Raw genomic sequence first — 13,705 nt, 5'->3', positions numbered from 1 at the left:
TGTAAATTTTCAATAAGTAAATAATATATGAACAAAATTGTTTTTTCTTTTTCTCTGCTGGCTGTAAGCACAGCGATGCTTACTGCTCAAAATGCAAAGCTGATTCCTTTGACGGAACGTGTGAATGTACAGGCTGACTCAGCACGTATCAATCAGGTTATTGATGGTTGTTGGGTAGCTGTTGGTACAGACAAACCACATTCCATTCAACGGGATTATACCATTCCTTTTAATGGAAAGCCTTCTTATCGTTTTGAGCTTAAAACAGAGGACAACACCTTGGAAGGATATGCCAAAGGTGAGACTAAGGGCCGTGCGGAGTTTTCTTATTGTTATGCTACATCCGCTGATTTTAAAGGACAGCCTGCAAGCGTTTATGAAAATGCGCAGAAGACCAAAACCGTTTATCATCATGGAAAAGGTATATGTCCGCAAGGTGCTTCACGTGATTATGAGTTCTCTGTTTATATTCCTTCCACATTGAATGGGGATGTATCTACTATCTTTGCCCAATGGCACGGAATGCCGGATCGTACTTTGGTTTCTACTCCTGACGGAGAAGTGAAGAAGCTCACTACAGAGGAGTTTTTGGAACTGTATGACCGGATGATCTTTAAGAAAAATGCAGCACATGATAAGGTGCCGGTACTTGACAAACAAGGTAATCCGAAAAAGGATAAAGATGGTAACGTTATCTATAAAGCAGGTAAGGCCAATGGTTGGTTGGTAGAACAAGGTGGTTACCCTCCACTTGCTTTTGGATTTTCCGGAGGATATTTTTATATAAAAGCAAATTCTGACCGTAAATGGCTTACTGATAAAACGGATCGTTGTAATGCCAGCGCTGAGAAATCTCAGATCATGAAGCCTGTCACTTCCAAATATAAAGCATCTACTATTGCTTATAAAATGCCGTTTGCAGAGTTCCCTAAAGATTGCTGGATCACATTCCGCATACATATTGACTGGACTGTATATGGTAAAGAAGCCGAGACAATTGTAAAACCCGGTATGCTGGATGTACAGATGAGTTATACGGAAAAAGGGAAACTGGTAAATCGTCATATTGTAGATAATGAAGAAATTCTCATTGGCCGTAATGATGAGGATGGGTATTACTTTAAATTTGGAATTTATCGTGTAGGAAATAGTACTATCCCTGTGTGCTATAATCTTGCCGGTTATTCAGAGAATTGATACAAGTATTATACTTTTGGAGTGCAGATTAACACAGAGGGTCGCAGATTTAATTTAAATTTTGTGACCCCTGTGTTAATCTGCATTTTAATGATAGGACAATTAACTTTTGCTATACCTTCATTTCTGTTTTCAGGAATCATACGTTAAAGAATTAAAAAACAATAGTTGTATTCCATTATTCCCAAATCTTTCCAGAATCTCTATCGTTATTTGCATTATCAAATGATAGAAAACTATATTACTAACATTAAAAAAATAACGATTATGAAAAAGATTTTGTCTCTTCTTGTGATGGCGGTTGTAGCTGTTCAATTTGCTTTTGCAGGTGATGTTATTACTAAAGACATTAACCAGTTGCCACTTGCGGCACGTAATTTCATTAATCAGCACTTTGCCAGTCCTCAGGTTTCGCACATTAAGATTGATAGTGAAATAATGTCGAAGAAATACGAGGTACAACTGACAGATGGCACAGAAATAGATTTTGATTCTAAAGGCAACTGGACTGAAGTAGATGCCGGAAAAAAGAAGGTACCTGCAACAATTATTCCCTCTTTTGTGAATGATTATCTGAAGATGAATAATTTTACCAATGAGTTTGTTACCAAAGTAGAACGTGATCGTAAAGGATACGAGGTAGAATTGAATACTGATGTATCTTTTAAGTTCGATAAGAAAGGTAAATTTCGTAAAGCAGATCATTGATCACTGATTACTGATAATAATCTAACCCCGAAGGACTTTAACTATGATAAAAATAAAATTTAGTATTTGGGCTGTCATGTTGATGACAGCCTTATTTTCCTTTAACTCTTGTAGTGACGATGATGATACTTATCTACCCCCCAATCAGGCTATCATAAATGCATTGAACCAGCTTTATCCCGGTGTGAAAAACATAGAATGGGAGCAGAAAGGTGTTTATTATGTGGCGAATTGCTGGGTAGGAAATGACGAACTCGATGTGTGGTTTGATGCCAATGCCAATTGGATTATGACAGAAATGGATATCTTTTTCGAGAATCTGCCAACAGCTGTCAGTACTGCTTTCCAGGAAGGTAACTACGCCAATTGGGTTATTGATGATTTGACGAAACTGACTTTCCCGCAAAAGCCCGAAGAGTTTGTTTTAGAAGTACAGCGAGGAGGGCAGGAACGGGCTTTATATTATTCAGAATATGGAGGCCTCCTTCGTGAAAAAGACATCTCTGATACGGATAATACCCACTGGCCGGACATTAGTTGACAATTGACAGTTGACAATTGACAGTTGACAATTGATCGTTGATAGTTAGCTGTGCTATATGCTGCATAGCCACTGTCAATTGTCCACTGTCAATTGTCAACTAAATAACTACATTTGCTTGTAGTCTTTTGCCAGTCCTCCTTCGCTTGTTTCTTTATACAGAGAAGGTAGGTCATGTCCTGTTTGTTTCATCACCTGTACAACTTTATCGAAGGAGACACGATGCATTCCGTCTGTAAATGAAGAATATAGATTTGCATCCAGCGCACGTGCTGCAGCATATGCATTACGTTCAATACAGGGAATTTGTACCAATCCGCATACGGGATCACAAGTCATGCCCAAATGATGTTCTAATCCCATTTCGGCTGCGTACTCTATTTGTGCCGGGCTTCCCCCGAATAACTGATTGGATGCAGCTGAGGCCATTGCACATGCTACACCTACTTCCCCTTGACAACCTACTTCCGCTCCTGAGATAGAAGCATTGAATTTGACAATATTTCCCACTAATCCGGCTGTTGCCAATGCACGAAGGATACGAATATCACTGAAATCGCGGCTTTTGTACAGATGATAAAGTACGGCAGGTACTACTCCACAAGAGCCACAAGTAGGAGCCGTGACTATTTTCCCTCCGGAAGCATTTTCTTCGCTGACAGCCAATGCGTATGCAAATACCAGTCCACGGGATTGCAAGGATTGTTTGTATCCTGTAGCACGGATATAATAGGTTGAGGCTTTTCTTCTCAGATTCAGTGGACCGGGTAATACACCTTCCTCTTCCAATCCACGGTGAATGGAATCTATCATTGTTTTCCAGACTTCATTCAGGTAATCCCAAATATCAGAGTCTTCGCATTCTTTGACATATTCCCAATAGCTTCTGCCATTGCATTCACACCATTCCAGAATCTCTGTCATGCTGTTCATGCCGTATACATCTGGGCTTTCGATAGAAGGAGTATCGTTGTTCTCTGCCAAAGCTCCGCCACCAACACTATATACGGTCCAGTTTTCTGTTAATTTATCATTGACATCGAATGCAGCAAAAGTCATCCCATTGGGGTGGAAAGGGAGGAATACTTTAGGTTGCCATATAATTTCTACGGGGGCTGTAGGTTCCAGCGTATCAATGATGGCAACGTCTGTCATGTGTCCTTTTCCTGTGGCGGCAAGACTTCCATAGAGGGTTACTTTAAACTTGGCAGCATCCGGATGGCGTACCACAAACATTTCGGCAGCTTTGCGTGGCCCCATTGTGTGGCTACTCGAAGGCCCCGTACCGATACGGTATAACTCTTTAATAGATTTCATATATAATAAATGTGCTTATTTTCAACTCTTTCAGTACCATCTTTTTTTCCGGAAGAAAGCATATACGATGATACCTATAACTGCCATTAATCCCCAGGCGAAACAGTATCCGTATCGCCAGTCCAGTTCGGGCATCACTTTGAAATTCATACCCCATACGCCTACCAAAAAGGTTAATGGTATAAAGATTGTAGAAACGATTGTTAGCCGTTTCATGATGTCATTCATCTTCAAATCATTGTTGGAAATATAGAGGTCTACCAAAGATGAAAGGGTTTCTCTGCATATTTCAATGGTTTGCAGTACAAATTGTAAATGGTCGTTTACATCATTGAAGAAGGCACGGTTCACCTTGTGCATCAGAGTGCTCTCTCCCCGCAGTAGTTTTATGTACTGCTCTTTTAAGGGGAGTATTGATTTTTTCATCAGCATATACTGACGGCGCAGGGACTGAATTTGTACACCAATGTCATTTCCGTCGCTGATGGTCAGTAATTCTTCTTCGAGGTCTTCAAGGGCATCATCTATGTCGGATACCATTGAGGTGTAATTGCCTATAACACTATTCAAAAGTACACTGAGCAGATAATCGCTTTGTCTGCCTCGTATTTTGAGTACGTCATTGCGTAGGGCAGTACTTACATCATCAAAAAAATCAGTTTCTCTTTCAAGGAAGGTAAGTATGTAATTGGTACCCAAAATAATGCAGATTTGTTGCTGCTCCAGTTCATCCAAATCTTCCTCGTTCTTTTTGGGTGCAGGATAGAAGAGCTTTAAAATTAGTACGATGTAATTATCGTGTTCTTCTATTTTAGTAGGATGATTGGCATTCAGTATATCTTGTAACACGAGAAAGTTTATTTCGAAATGTTCGCATATTTCACGAACAGTTTCAGTATTCTTCATACCATGTACCTGAAGCCAGTTGATACGTTCACTATTCAGAGAACTGCTGATTTCATGAAAGTCTGCTCCTGAAACTTCCTGCATTTCATTGGCATTGTATGTACAAAGGTGCAGATGGGTAGGCGTCTGGCTCTCACCCGTATAAATTAATTTCTCGCTTAACAGGTTGTTCTTCATGCTTTATTTTTTAGTTTTAGAAAACCATTACAACAAAGGTAATGATTTTCTATATGAGAACAAGTTGTTTAATACTTTAGTTCGCTTTTATGCCAAATCTACAACTGTAATCCCGGCACCTCCAAACTGTACATGTTCATCGGCAAAGTGGCGTACACCTGGTACGGTATCTAAATACTGGCGGATAAGAGAACGAAGAATACCTGTACCTGTACCATGAAGAATACGTATGCGACTCATACCTACCAGTATGGCATCGTCTACAAAGTAAGTGACAGCCTGCAAAGCCTCGTCTCCACGCATCCCACGTACATCAATGTCTTGTTTGAAATTTAATTTTTTCTCATACATCTGATCGTGTGTCTGACTACTGACAAAAGTACTCTTTGCCGGCTCCTGTTTCTGTACCGTGGCATTGGCGCGTTCCAGTCTTTCCAGTTTAACGGTTGTTTTGATACTACCAAAGCCTACTACTGCATTTTTACCATTTATTTCCAGTACTTCACCAACGCTGGTTTGTCCTTTTAACTTGACATTGTCACCTATGGTGATAGGTATCACTTTGGGAACCAGTTGGGATTGTGCTTTTTCTTCCGGAGTAGCTTTTTGCTTGCTCTTTTTTCGATTCTGCTTTTCTTTCAGCTTTTCCATTTTCCGGGCAATCTTATCTTCCTGTTCTTTGGAAGCAAGTTCGTTTACAGAAGCGCGGAAGTCATTTAGTTCCTGGCGTACAAGGCGGGTTTTTTCTTTTTCTGCCTGTGCCTCCTTGATGGTACGTATGGTATTCTCTATTTTTGCATTTGATTCTTGCAGCAATCGTTCGGCTTCTTCTTTTGCCTGGCGGATAATTTCCTTACGGGATTTCTGCAATTCCTCCATTTCGGTCTGATAACGGGCGATTGTTTCCTCCATATGTTTTTCACGCTGGCGGATAGTCTGGCGTTTACCTTCCCAATAACGTTTGTCACGGACAATGTCCTGAAGATATTTGTCCGCGTTAATATATTCGCTGCCTACGATTTCTGAAGCATCAGCAATGACATCCTCAGGTAGTCCGATTTTTCTTGCTATTTCTACAGCAAATGAACTCCCCGGATTACCTATTTGTAGTTGAAAAAGAGCCTGCATGAGATGGCGGTCGTAAAGCATGGCACCATTCACTACTCCTTCATTATCTTCTGCAAAGTGTTTTAGATTCTGATAATGCGTAGTGATAACTCCGAATGTCTTTTTCTGATTAAAGCGTTTCAATACAGCTTCGGCAATAGCTCCACCTATCTGTGGTTCTGTTCCACCTCCGAATTCGTCGATAAGAATAAGGCTGCGTTCATTGCAATTCTTCATCATCATCTTCATGTTGGTCAGATGGGACGAATAAGTACTCAGGTCGTCTTCAATAGATTGTTCGTCACCGATGTCAATGAATATGCTGCTGAATATTCCTGCATGGCTGCGTTCATGCATAGGGATGAGCATTCCGCATTGCAACATGTATTGCAGTAGTCCTACTGTTTTGAGACAGACGGACTTTCCACCGGCATTAGGACCGGAGATAATGAGAATACGTTGTTGCTGATTCAATTCGATGTCGAGGGGCACTACCTTTTTGCCATGCTTGGCGAGGGACAGTTGTAACAATGGGTGTATAGCCATGGTCCAGTCCAGTAATTGCTCATTCTCAAGAGAAGGTTTCAGCGCATTGGTCTGTATGGCGAAATAACTTTTTGCCCGTATAAAGTCAATTTCTGCCAGAAACTCATAAGATTGTAGTATTTCCGGGATAGAAGGACGCAACATATTGGAGAACTCTGTCAGAATACGGATAATTTCCCGTCGTTCATCTCCCTCCAGTTCACGAATGCGATTGTTGGCTTCTACCACTTCCGCTGGTTCTATAAAGACCGTCTTTCCACTGGCAGACTCATCGTGTACAATACCTTTTATTTTTCTCTTCAATCCTGGTGCAACGGGGATTACGAGGCGACCATCACGCATGGTGGGTGCTACATCTTTGTCTACATAGCCTTCGGATTGAGCACTGCGTAAAATGCTGTTTAGTGAGCGTGAGATGCTTCCCATCGTACTTGCAAGTTCACGACGAATACGTGCCAGTTCCGTTGAAGCATTGTCCTTTATCTTTCCGTATTTGTTTAGTATACCGTCAATCTTTCCTATTAGCTGGGGAAATACAGCAATATCTCCCGCCAATCGTTTCAGGCTGGGGTAGGGACAATCACTTTCTTCATCCTCTTCATTGCGTTGAAGGAATCGTACGATGTCGCGAATCGTTTCTAACGAACGTCTTAAATCAAATAATTCCTGCTCGTCCAGGTACATTCCTTCTATTCGTACACGTTTCAGTGACGGGCGTACGTCGAAAAAGAACTGGTCGGGGAAACTGTCTTCTTCCTGTATGATGCGGACAAACTCTGTAACTTGATTTAGTAGTTCCTCTACCTTTTCATGCTGATCGGAGAAGTTCATATCTGTTACACGTTCCTCGCCCAATGTGCTGAGACATTTTTCTTTCAATAGTTGTCTGATTTGTTCAAATCCTATCTTTTGCTCAAAATTTTGAGGATATATCATTGATATTTACGATTTAGCTATTTACAATTTACGATTGAGATTACTCCCTGTAATTTGAATTACGAAGCAAAAATACGATTATTTCATGAAAAAATCATTAGAATGCTTGCAGATTTAAAAAAGATACGTACCTTTGCACCGCTTTCAAAGGAAAGCACTTCTGATAAAGAAGTTTTGGAGAGGTGGCAGAGTGGTCGATTGCGGCGGTCTTGAAAACCGTTGTACTGCGAGGTACCCGGGGTTCGAATCCCTGTCTCTCCGCATGAATAGCTAAGTTCCACAAATCATTAGATTTGTGGAACTTTTTTTATCCCCTTATGTCTGTTCTATTGAACATCATTTAAGGTCCGTGAAGACGTGAAATGCCTTCGATCTGTAATATTCCAATTCCTGTAGTAAGGAGATAAAGAGAGGTACGAATATAGGCAAATAAAGTTCTTTCATTCGCTAACTTTGTTCTTTCTCAGGTTTTCCGCAAAGATAAAATATTACTAATAAATACGACTTGTATAAAAGTTAGTGCTTATGGTGGCAGAAAAAACAAGGAAAGAGTAGGGATCTGATGATAATTAAAAAATCCCAGTATATCTTGCACATCGTTCCAGTCAGGAAAACCGAGAAGATTAGAACTGAGGAGGAATGATATGCTTGAGACACTGAGGTTCAGATCGGTGAGTTTTTTTATTAGCCATCAATATTCTGATTTTTATTAAATTTGCTTGGACTTACATTATAATATTTTTTAAATACTTCACGGAAGTATTTTGCATCCGAGAATCCGACTATGTCAGCAATCTCCGTTATTGTATATTCACCCTGTTTCAGCAATTGTGCGGCATGTTGCAGACGTATCATCCGGATATAATCAGCCGGAGCATAGCCGGTCAACGCCTTTAATTTGTTGAAGAAACTTGTACGGCTCATGTGATGCTGACTACTGAGCATGTCCACATTGAAGTCCGGATTTCCCATATTGTTTTCTATACATTCCTTGACAGAGGCTATGAATTTCCAGTCCAAAGTATTGGTGCAGTTGGACGGAAGATTCTGTTTTTCATCTTCGATACTGTTATAAACCTGACGGAGCATGGCGCGATTTGCAAGTATATTCTTGGCCGTTGCCTTGAGTATCCCTACGTTGAAAGGTTTTGTGATGTAGGCATCTGCTCCAATTTCCAGTCCTTCGAGCATATTTTTTTCATCTCCCAGCGCAGTCAGCAAGATGACCGGAATATGTGACATTTCAAGATCACCTTTTATAATTGAGCAGAGTTTATCCCCGCCCATCTCGGGCATCATTATATCGGATATAATGAGATTCGGATTAAATTCCCGTATTATGACAAGCGCATCCTTTCCATTTGAACAGGACTGAATATTATAACCCGTTCTGAACATATCAGCAAGATAATTACGTAAGTCATCATTGTCCTCTACTATCAGGATACGTTGTAAAGAACCGTTTGCCTGGGATGTTTCTATGGATGGCTGCTCTGAAGCACTATCAGGTATGATAATCTCCGAACATTCATCCGGTGTCTTGGGAGATATGAATTTTGCTTTATGGAGATGGCTGTTTCCTTTCGGGAAAGTAACTTGTACACAGGTCCCTTGATGTTCCGTACTCTGAATTTGGATCCTGCCTTTATGTAATCTGACCAGCTTGTATACCAGCATCAACCCGATTCCAGAGCCTGTCACTTTGAGGTTGATAACGTTGCTCCCCCGGAAATAATTCCTGAACAGTTTCTTCTGTTCACATGCGGGAATACCGATTCCGGTATCTTTCACCTCGATGCTCCAGGAGTTCGCTTCCTCGCAGGCATAAATACGTACGCTGCCACCTTCAGGTGTATATTTCAATGCATTTGACAGGATATTCTTCAGAATAGATCCCATCTTGTCACTGTCAAACCACACATTCAGATAGTTAAAATTGCTTTCGTAAACAAACCTGACATGTCTCATCTCAGCATATTTACGGAAAGTGGCACAAATATTATCCATATAGGAGTTCAATTCGTATTCGGAAACATAAAGGTGGGAAGAGTAGACACCTACCCGTTCGAAATTTATCAGGTTGGTCGTTAGCTGGAGCAATGTATTTACATTCCTAAGGGCCATATTCATATGCGGTAATGCTTGTTCCTTTATCATACAATTTTCTACGACTTCCTCCAGTGGAGCCTTTATCAATGTGAGCGGGGTACGTATGTCATGGGCCGTATTAATGAAGAACTGTGTCTTCTCATCCGAAATTTTCTTCTGTTTGTGTAGCATGATGATACGGAATATGATACCCATAACCAGCACCAGCAGGATTGCATATCCCGCCATAGCCCATACACTGGCCCATGCTGGAGGCGTTATGATAATCTGAATGTTTCTTGTCTCAAAGGTCTTATATTTTTCCTCATTGGATACGGCACGAATCTGCAAAGTATAATTGCCGGGCGGCAGATTCCTTACAACAATCCGGTTGTCTTGGCTCGGACGGCTCCATTCTTTATGAAAACCGTCAATCTTCCATGAATAAAGAATGTTAGAAGGATAATCATAATTAATGGAAGTTACATCAAGAGAAAAGGAGTTTTGTCCGTAAGTCAATTTTAATCGGTCAGTCTCGTCAATATCCTTTTCCAGCGGAGAACCGTCATCACCAGGATAAACGGGATGATAGGCTATCATAAAATCGCGCAGTAACAAACGGGAGTAATGCGGTTCCGGTATCTGTATGTCTGTTGGGAACCTGACAGCCCCGTCATTGCTACCAAAAACAAGTGTATTTTTGCTATAGGTTGTAGCAGAGCCGGTATTAAAATTGACACTCATCAATCCTTGTTCCCGTGTCCAATTGCGGAAGGAGTGTTCTTTAGGCGAGTAAATGGTAATTCCGTTTTCTGTACCCATGAGGAGGCTCTTGTCCTGACGCGCGAGAATTGTATAGATATTATCGGAAATCAGAGCACAGTTGTCTGTACGGTACTGATGGATGAACTTCTTTTTATCGATGTCATATATAAGCAGTCCGGCTCCACGAGTGCCGATATATAGGATACCGTCATTCCTTTGGTATAATGCGCATATATAGGGAGATTCAATGGGCAGGTCAATATACCGGTAAATCCCGGATTCCTTGTCAAGTTGATAGAGCCCCATTCTTGTACCGATCCACATCTGCCGGGTGTCTTTCTCCTGAATGGTAGTGATGGAGTTTACTCCCGGATATAGACGCACACTTTTGGTCTCAAGATTAATGCGTTTCAGGTGATAATATCCACCGGACCAGACATCACCGCACGAATCTTTCTTGATGTCAAATATATATTGGTCGGGACGTACTCCTGCAATAGCAGCAGGAGAAAGGTGGCTGATCTTAAACCCTTTCTTCTTTTCTATCTTGCAAATGCCTGGCATAAAACCTCCAGCCCATATTACGCCGGGAGAGACCTCACACAGTGCTAAAAAGATATGATTCTCGTTATCCGGTACCGGATCAAAGGAACTGAGGAATGAGCGCCATTCTTTTGTATCGGTCTGATAAAGACTGATGCCGTTACTGGTCGCAAACCAGAGGTCACCGTCACTGTCCTCGATCACATCATGGACCTGGTCGTTCACCAGTGAAAGGTTGTTGCCAATGGAATGCCTTATTAGGTCATAACTTCCATAACGGTTGTTACGGATGGTAATACCGGTAGGATAATTGGCAAGCCAGATGCGTTCCTCCTCATCCACATAAATATCATTAATATTGTTTCCGTTCATTCCGTTATAACTACTGTAATCGGCTGTTATATAGGGTTCACTCATGCATGTATTCATATCCAGTTTATATACACCTTTCCCGCCTGTGGCTACTAAAAGTTCATGAGCGTTCAAAGTAACGATCCGGTTTATCTCTACATTATTGGGTGATTGACAAGGGATGATTTTTCCTGTTTTCCCCATGTCATATATAAGTATTCCCTCTTTATAGTTTCCCACAAATAGTTGTTTTGAAAGGGCGTGGTAATAGAGTTCATGCACTGGTGTATCGATACTTTCTACTGCTTCGTCAGGCACTATATTCAACTTCCCCTTTTCTATCCCGGCACGAAACAGGCCACTTCCTGTACCGATAAAGAAATGATTACCATCCGTCTGTTCAATGGCAGTTATTTCACCGTTGACCGGTGTCGGCGTATGTAAAGTTGTTCCGGTATGGATATCATACCATGTAATGCTATCTTTATAGCACAGCCAGATACGATCATTTTTGTCCAAATAACCGTAATTCAGAAATGCCTGCGACTTATTTCTGATTAGCTCCGGATGTACGTAAACCAGTTCGAATTTATCATGCTGCGAATCATATTTGAAAATACGACCCTTCTGGCCGATTACCCATAATACATTCTTGTTGTCCATATAGAGCCAACTCAAAGCAACCCGCGAATCCAGCTTCATGCTGCCGTCTGAAAAGTTGTAATGCTTGATATATTTTCCATCATAACGGTCTACCCCTTCCTGGGTTAGAAACCACATATATCCCCTTCGGTCTTTTTGGATATGATATATTTTCTGGTTGCTCAGGCCATCTTCCAGTCCTATGTACTTATAAATCTGGCACCTGCTTACGGAACTACTGATGAAAAGGATAGTAAAAAGAAAAATTCGTCTAATGTTTAAAGATATTTTCATTTTTCTCGCAAAAGATTCAAAAACACATCTGCAAAATTATAAAATATTCGTTAAATATCCACCAAAATAAATGAATTTTGTTTCATTAGTAGCTAATAGCATTTACGCTGTCTCTTCGCTGAAGGGTGTAAAAAGACTGTGTCAAAAGTATGGAAAAGTTATCAATTTGCGACTCTCTAAACTGATAGCTATATAATTGATTGTCACTTGGGTTATTGCAATTGGGCACTGATAATAAGTGTTGGAAGTAGTTAAATCATACCCAATAATTGAGATAAAAACACCCATGGTTAAATGTTTATTATTCAGATAATCAGTGCGCTATCAAAAAGGAGTCGGCTATTAAGTTATTAATGAAGAAAAAGAATCGTCATCAGTTCTGAAGTAGCTGAACAAGCTAAGGAAGAAACTGTTGATGAATAACCTGAACCTAACATTTCGAATAAAAAACAAAAAGAAAAGGATATTTAATTGAAAAATGTATATCTTTGCAAATGAAGATGGGGAGAAATCCATTTTCACGAAATGTAATTTATTACAGCGTTTCGGAACGTCTTGATTATCTGAAAAAGGTGGTGCTTTAGAAGAAAAATTAATCAAACAAGATGAGTTTAGAACGCTCGTACTGATATGGTGCGGGCGTACTTACTCTGTTTGATTAAGGGTTAGCACCACTACCTTCAGTTTTCAGATGAGTACGGTTCGCACCTCTTTTTTTAAGAGGAAACTTAAAAACCTATCAGTATGAATATTTACACAAGGGAGTTTATAGATGTTAGTCTTAAACAAATCCCAAAGCAAAACAACAACTCGAAGTATCTAACCCTATTTCCTTTTACGAAGTATCACTGCATCTTCTTAGATTTTGAAGTAATCGAATTTCCTGAAATCTTTTGTTATTACCTGATGCCATTAAATAATATTTTTGGTCCAATAGAAATAGATGATATATTTTATTTCAATAACTATCTCTTTTACGTACTTTATAAGAAAGAATATGATACTTTTTTGAACCCCAAACCTTCCGGGTCAAAATTAAGAATGAAATTAAATCTTTTGATCAACAAAAAACTAAACTAACATGTATGAAATTAGTGAATTTGGAATAGAAGTTAAACTGGCTGATTCGGGAGTTATCGAATTGATTTGTTTGATGGGATTGGCAAATCAAACCAATCAGGAAAAATATGAACTAATAAAACCCTTCTTCGAAAGGTTGAATTTATATTGTGATGAATTCTGTTTGAAATTAGAAAAAGATACTGATTTGTTTGCAATACCATTAAGTACAATAGATTATGTTGAATATGAAGAAGTGGGTGATGTACTATTTATACTATTTAAGAAGAACAGACATCTCCATTCATTCAATATTAATCTGAAAATTCATACTATATACATTATAAAGGAAGAACATAATTGTATTTTTGAGTTCTTTTTGAATACATATAATAGAATCCGAATCATATTTATTGGTTATAGGCTAAAGCGGAAAACTGCTAAATACATTAAAAGACTGATACTTAATAATAATTCTAAAACCGATTCATAATGGAAAGTCGGTAACGTTTGTATGTTTTGTAAAAG

The 13,705-nt window shown here is 39.8% G+C and carries 8 protein-coding genes, 1 tRNA gene and 1 pseudogene; 5 read left to right on the top strand and 5 right to left on the bottom strand.

Going from position 1 to position 13,705, the window contains the following annotated elements:
• Positions 1 to 27 precede the first annotated feature (27 nt).
• From VCM39_RS15125 to VCM39_RS15115, 3 genes are all read left to right on the top strand, one after another.
• A complete protein-coding gene (locus VCM39_RS15125) occupies positions 28 to 1,197 on the top strand; it encodes a heparin lyase I family protein (protein WP_221648532.1) in 1,170 nt (389 codons plus the stop codon).
• Between the two features lie 267 nt (positions 1,198 to 1,464).
• On the top strand, positions 1,465 to 1,905 hold the full coding sequence (locus tag VCM39_RS15120) for a PepSY-like domain-containing protein (RefSeq protein WP_007484720.1): 441 nt from the start codon (positions 1,465 to 1,467) through the stop codon (positions 1,903 to 1,905).
• Positions 1,906 to 1,948: 43 nt separating this feature from the next.
• Positions 1,949 to 2,446: a PepSY-like domain-containing protein gene (locus VCM39_RS15115; RefSeq protein ID WP_322932937.1), complete on the top strand. Its 498-nt coding sequence runs from the start codon at positions 1,949 to 1,951 to the stop codon at positions 2,444 to 2,446.
• A gap of 108 nt (positions 2,447 to 2,554) precedes the next feature.
• On the opposite strand, the gene VCM39_RS15110 is transcribed toward VCM39_RS15115, so the two are convergent.
• From VCM39_RS15110 to VCM39_RS15100, 3 genes are all read right to left on the bottom strand, one after another.
• Positions 2,555 to 3,763: an L-serine ammonia-lyase gene (locus VCM39_RS15110; RefSeq protein WP_221648530.1), complete on the bottom strand. Its 1,209-nt coding sequence runs from the start codon at positions 3,761 to 3,763 to the stop codon at positions 2,555 to 2,557.
• A 30-nt stretch (positions 3,764 to 3,793) separates the two neighbouring features.
• Positions 3,794 to 4,846, bottom strand: coding sequence for a magnesium/cobalt transporter CorA (gene corA / locus VCM39_RS15105; protein WP_289293779.1), 1,053 nt, complete (start codon positions 4,844 to 4,846; stop codon positions 3,794 to 3,796).
• 87 nt (positions 4,847 to 4,933) lie between these two features.
• Entirely contained in the window at positions 4,934 to 7,435 is a 2,502-nt protein-coding gene (locus tag VCM39_RS15100) for an endonuclease MutS2 (protein WP_322932938.1), read from the bottom strand.
• A gap of 176 nt (positions 7,436 to 7,611) precedes the next feature.
• On the opposite strand from VCM39_RS15100, the gene VCM39_RS15095 reads away from it, so the two are divergent.
• A tRNA-Ser gene (locus tag VCM39_RS15095) sits at positions 7,612 to 7,696 on the top strand.
• A gap of 85 nt (positions 7,697 to 7,781) precedes the next feature.
• Here the strand turns inward: VCM39_RS15095 and VCM39_RS15090 are convergent.
• Positions 7,782 to 7,898 (bottom strand): annotated as a pseudogene (locus VCM39_RS15090) (DUF202 domain-containing protein); the annotation flags it as partial.
• Positions 7,899 to 8,119: 221 nt separating this feature from the next.
• Positions 8,120 to 12,028, bottom strand: a complete 3,909-nt coding sequence (locus VCM39_RS15085; RefSeq protein WP_413544843.1) for a two-component regulator propeller domain-containing protein — start codon at positions 12,026 to 12,028, stop codon at positions 8,120 to 8,122.
• Between the two features lie 1,171 nt (positions 12,029 to 13,199).
• Here VCM39_RS15085 and VCM39_RS15080 point away from each other — a divergent pair.
• Positions 13,200 to 13,670 carry a hypothetical protein gene (locus tag VCM39_RS15080; RefSeq protein ID WP_221648518.1) on the top strand — a complete coding sequence of 157 codons (471 nt, stop codon included), beginning with the start codon at positions 13,200 to 13,202 and terminating at the stop codon, positions 13,668 to 13,670.
• Positions 13,671 to 13,705: the final 35 nt, after the last annotated feature.

The organism is Bacteroides mucinivorans (assembly GCF_034654355.2).
Lineage (GTDB): Bacteria > Bacteroidota > Bacteroidia > Bacteroidales > Bacteroidaceae > Bacteroides > Bacteroides nordii.
This window is presented reverse-complemented; position numbering and strand designations above follow the sequence as displayed.

Coding starts and splice junctions, on each gene's coding strand:
- VCM39_RS15120 (WP_007484720.1), top strand. CDS start 1,465: ATGAAAAAGATTTTGTCTCTTCTTGTGATGGCGGTTGTAGCTGTTCAA.
- corA (WP_289293779.1), bottom strand. CDS start 4,846: ATGAAGAACAACCTGTTAAGCGAGAAATTAATTTATACGGGTGAGAGC.
- VCM39_RS15080 (WP_221648518.1), top strand. CDS start 13,200: ATGTATGAAATTAGTGAATTTGGAATAGAAGTTAAACTGGCTGATTCG.
- VCM39_RS15125 (WP_221648532.1), top strand. CDS start 28: ATGAACAAAATTGTTTTTTCTTTTTCTCTGCTGGCTGTAAGCACAGCG.
- VCM39_RS15100 (WP_322932938.1), bottom strand. CDS start 7,435: ATGATATATCCTCAAAATTTTGAGCAAAAGATAGGATTTGAACAAATC.
- VCM39_RS15110 (WP_221648530.1), bottom strand. CDS start 3,763: ATGAAATCTATTAAAGAGTTATACCGTATCGGTACGGGGCCTTCGAGT.
- VCM39_RS15115 (WP_322932937.1), top strand. CDS start 1,949: ATGATAAAAATAAAATTTAGTATTTGGGCTGTCATGTTGATGACAGCC.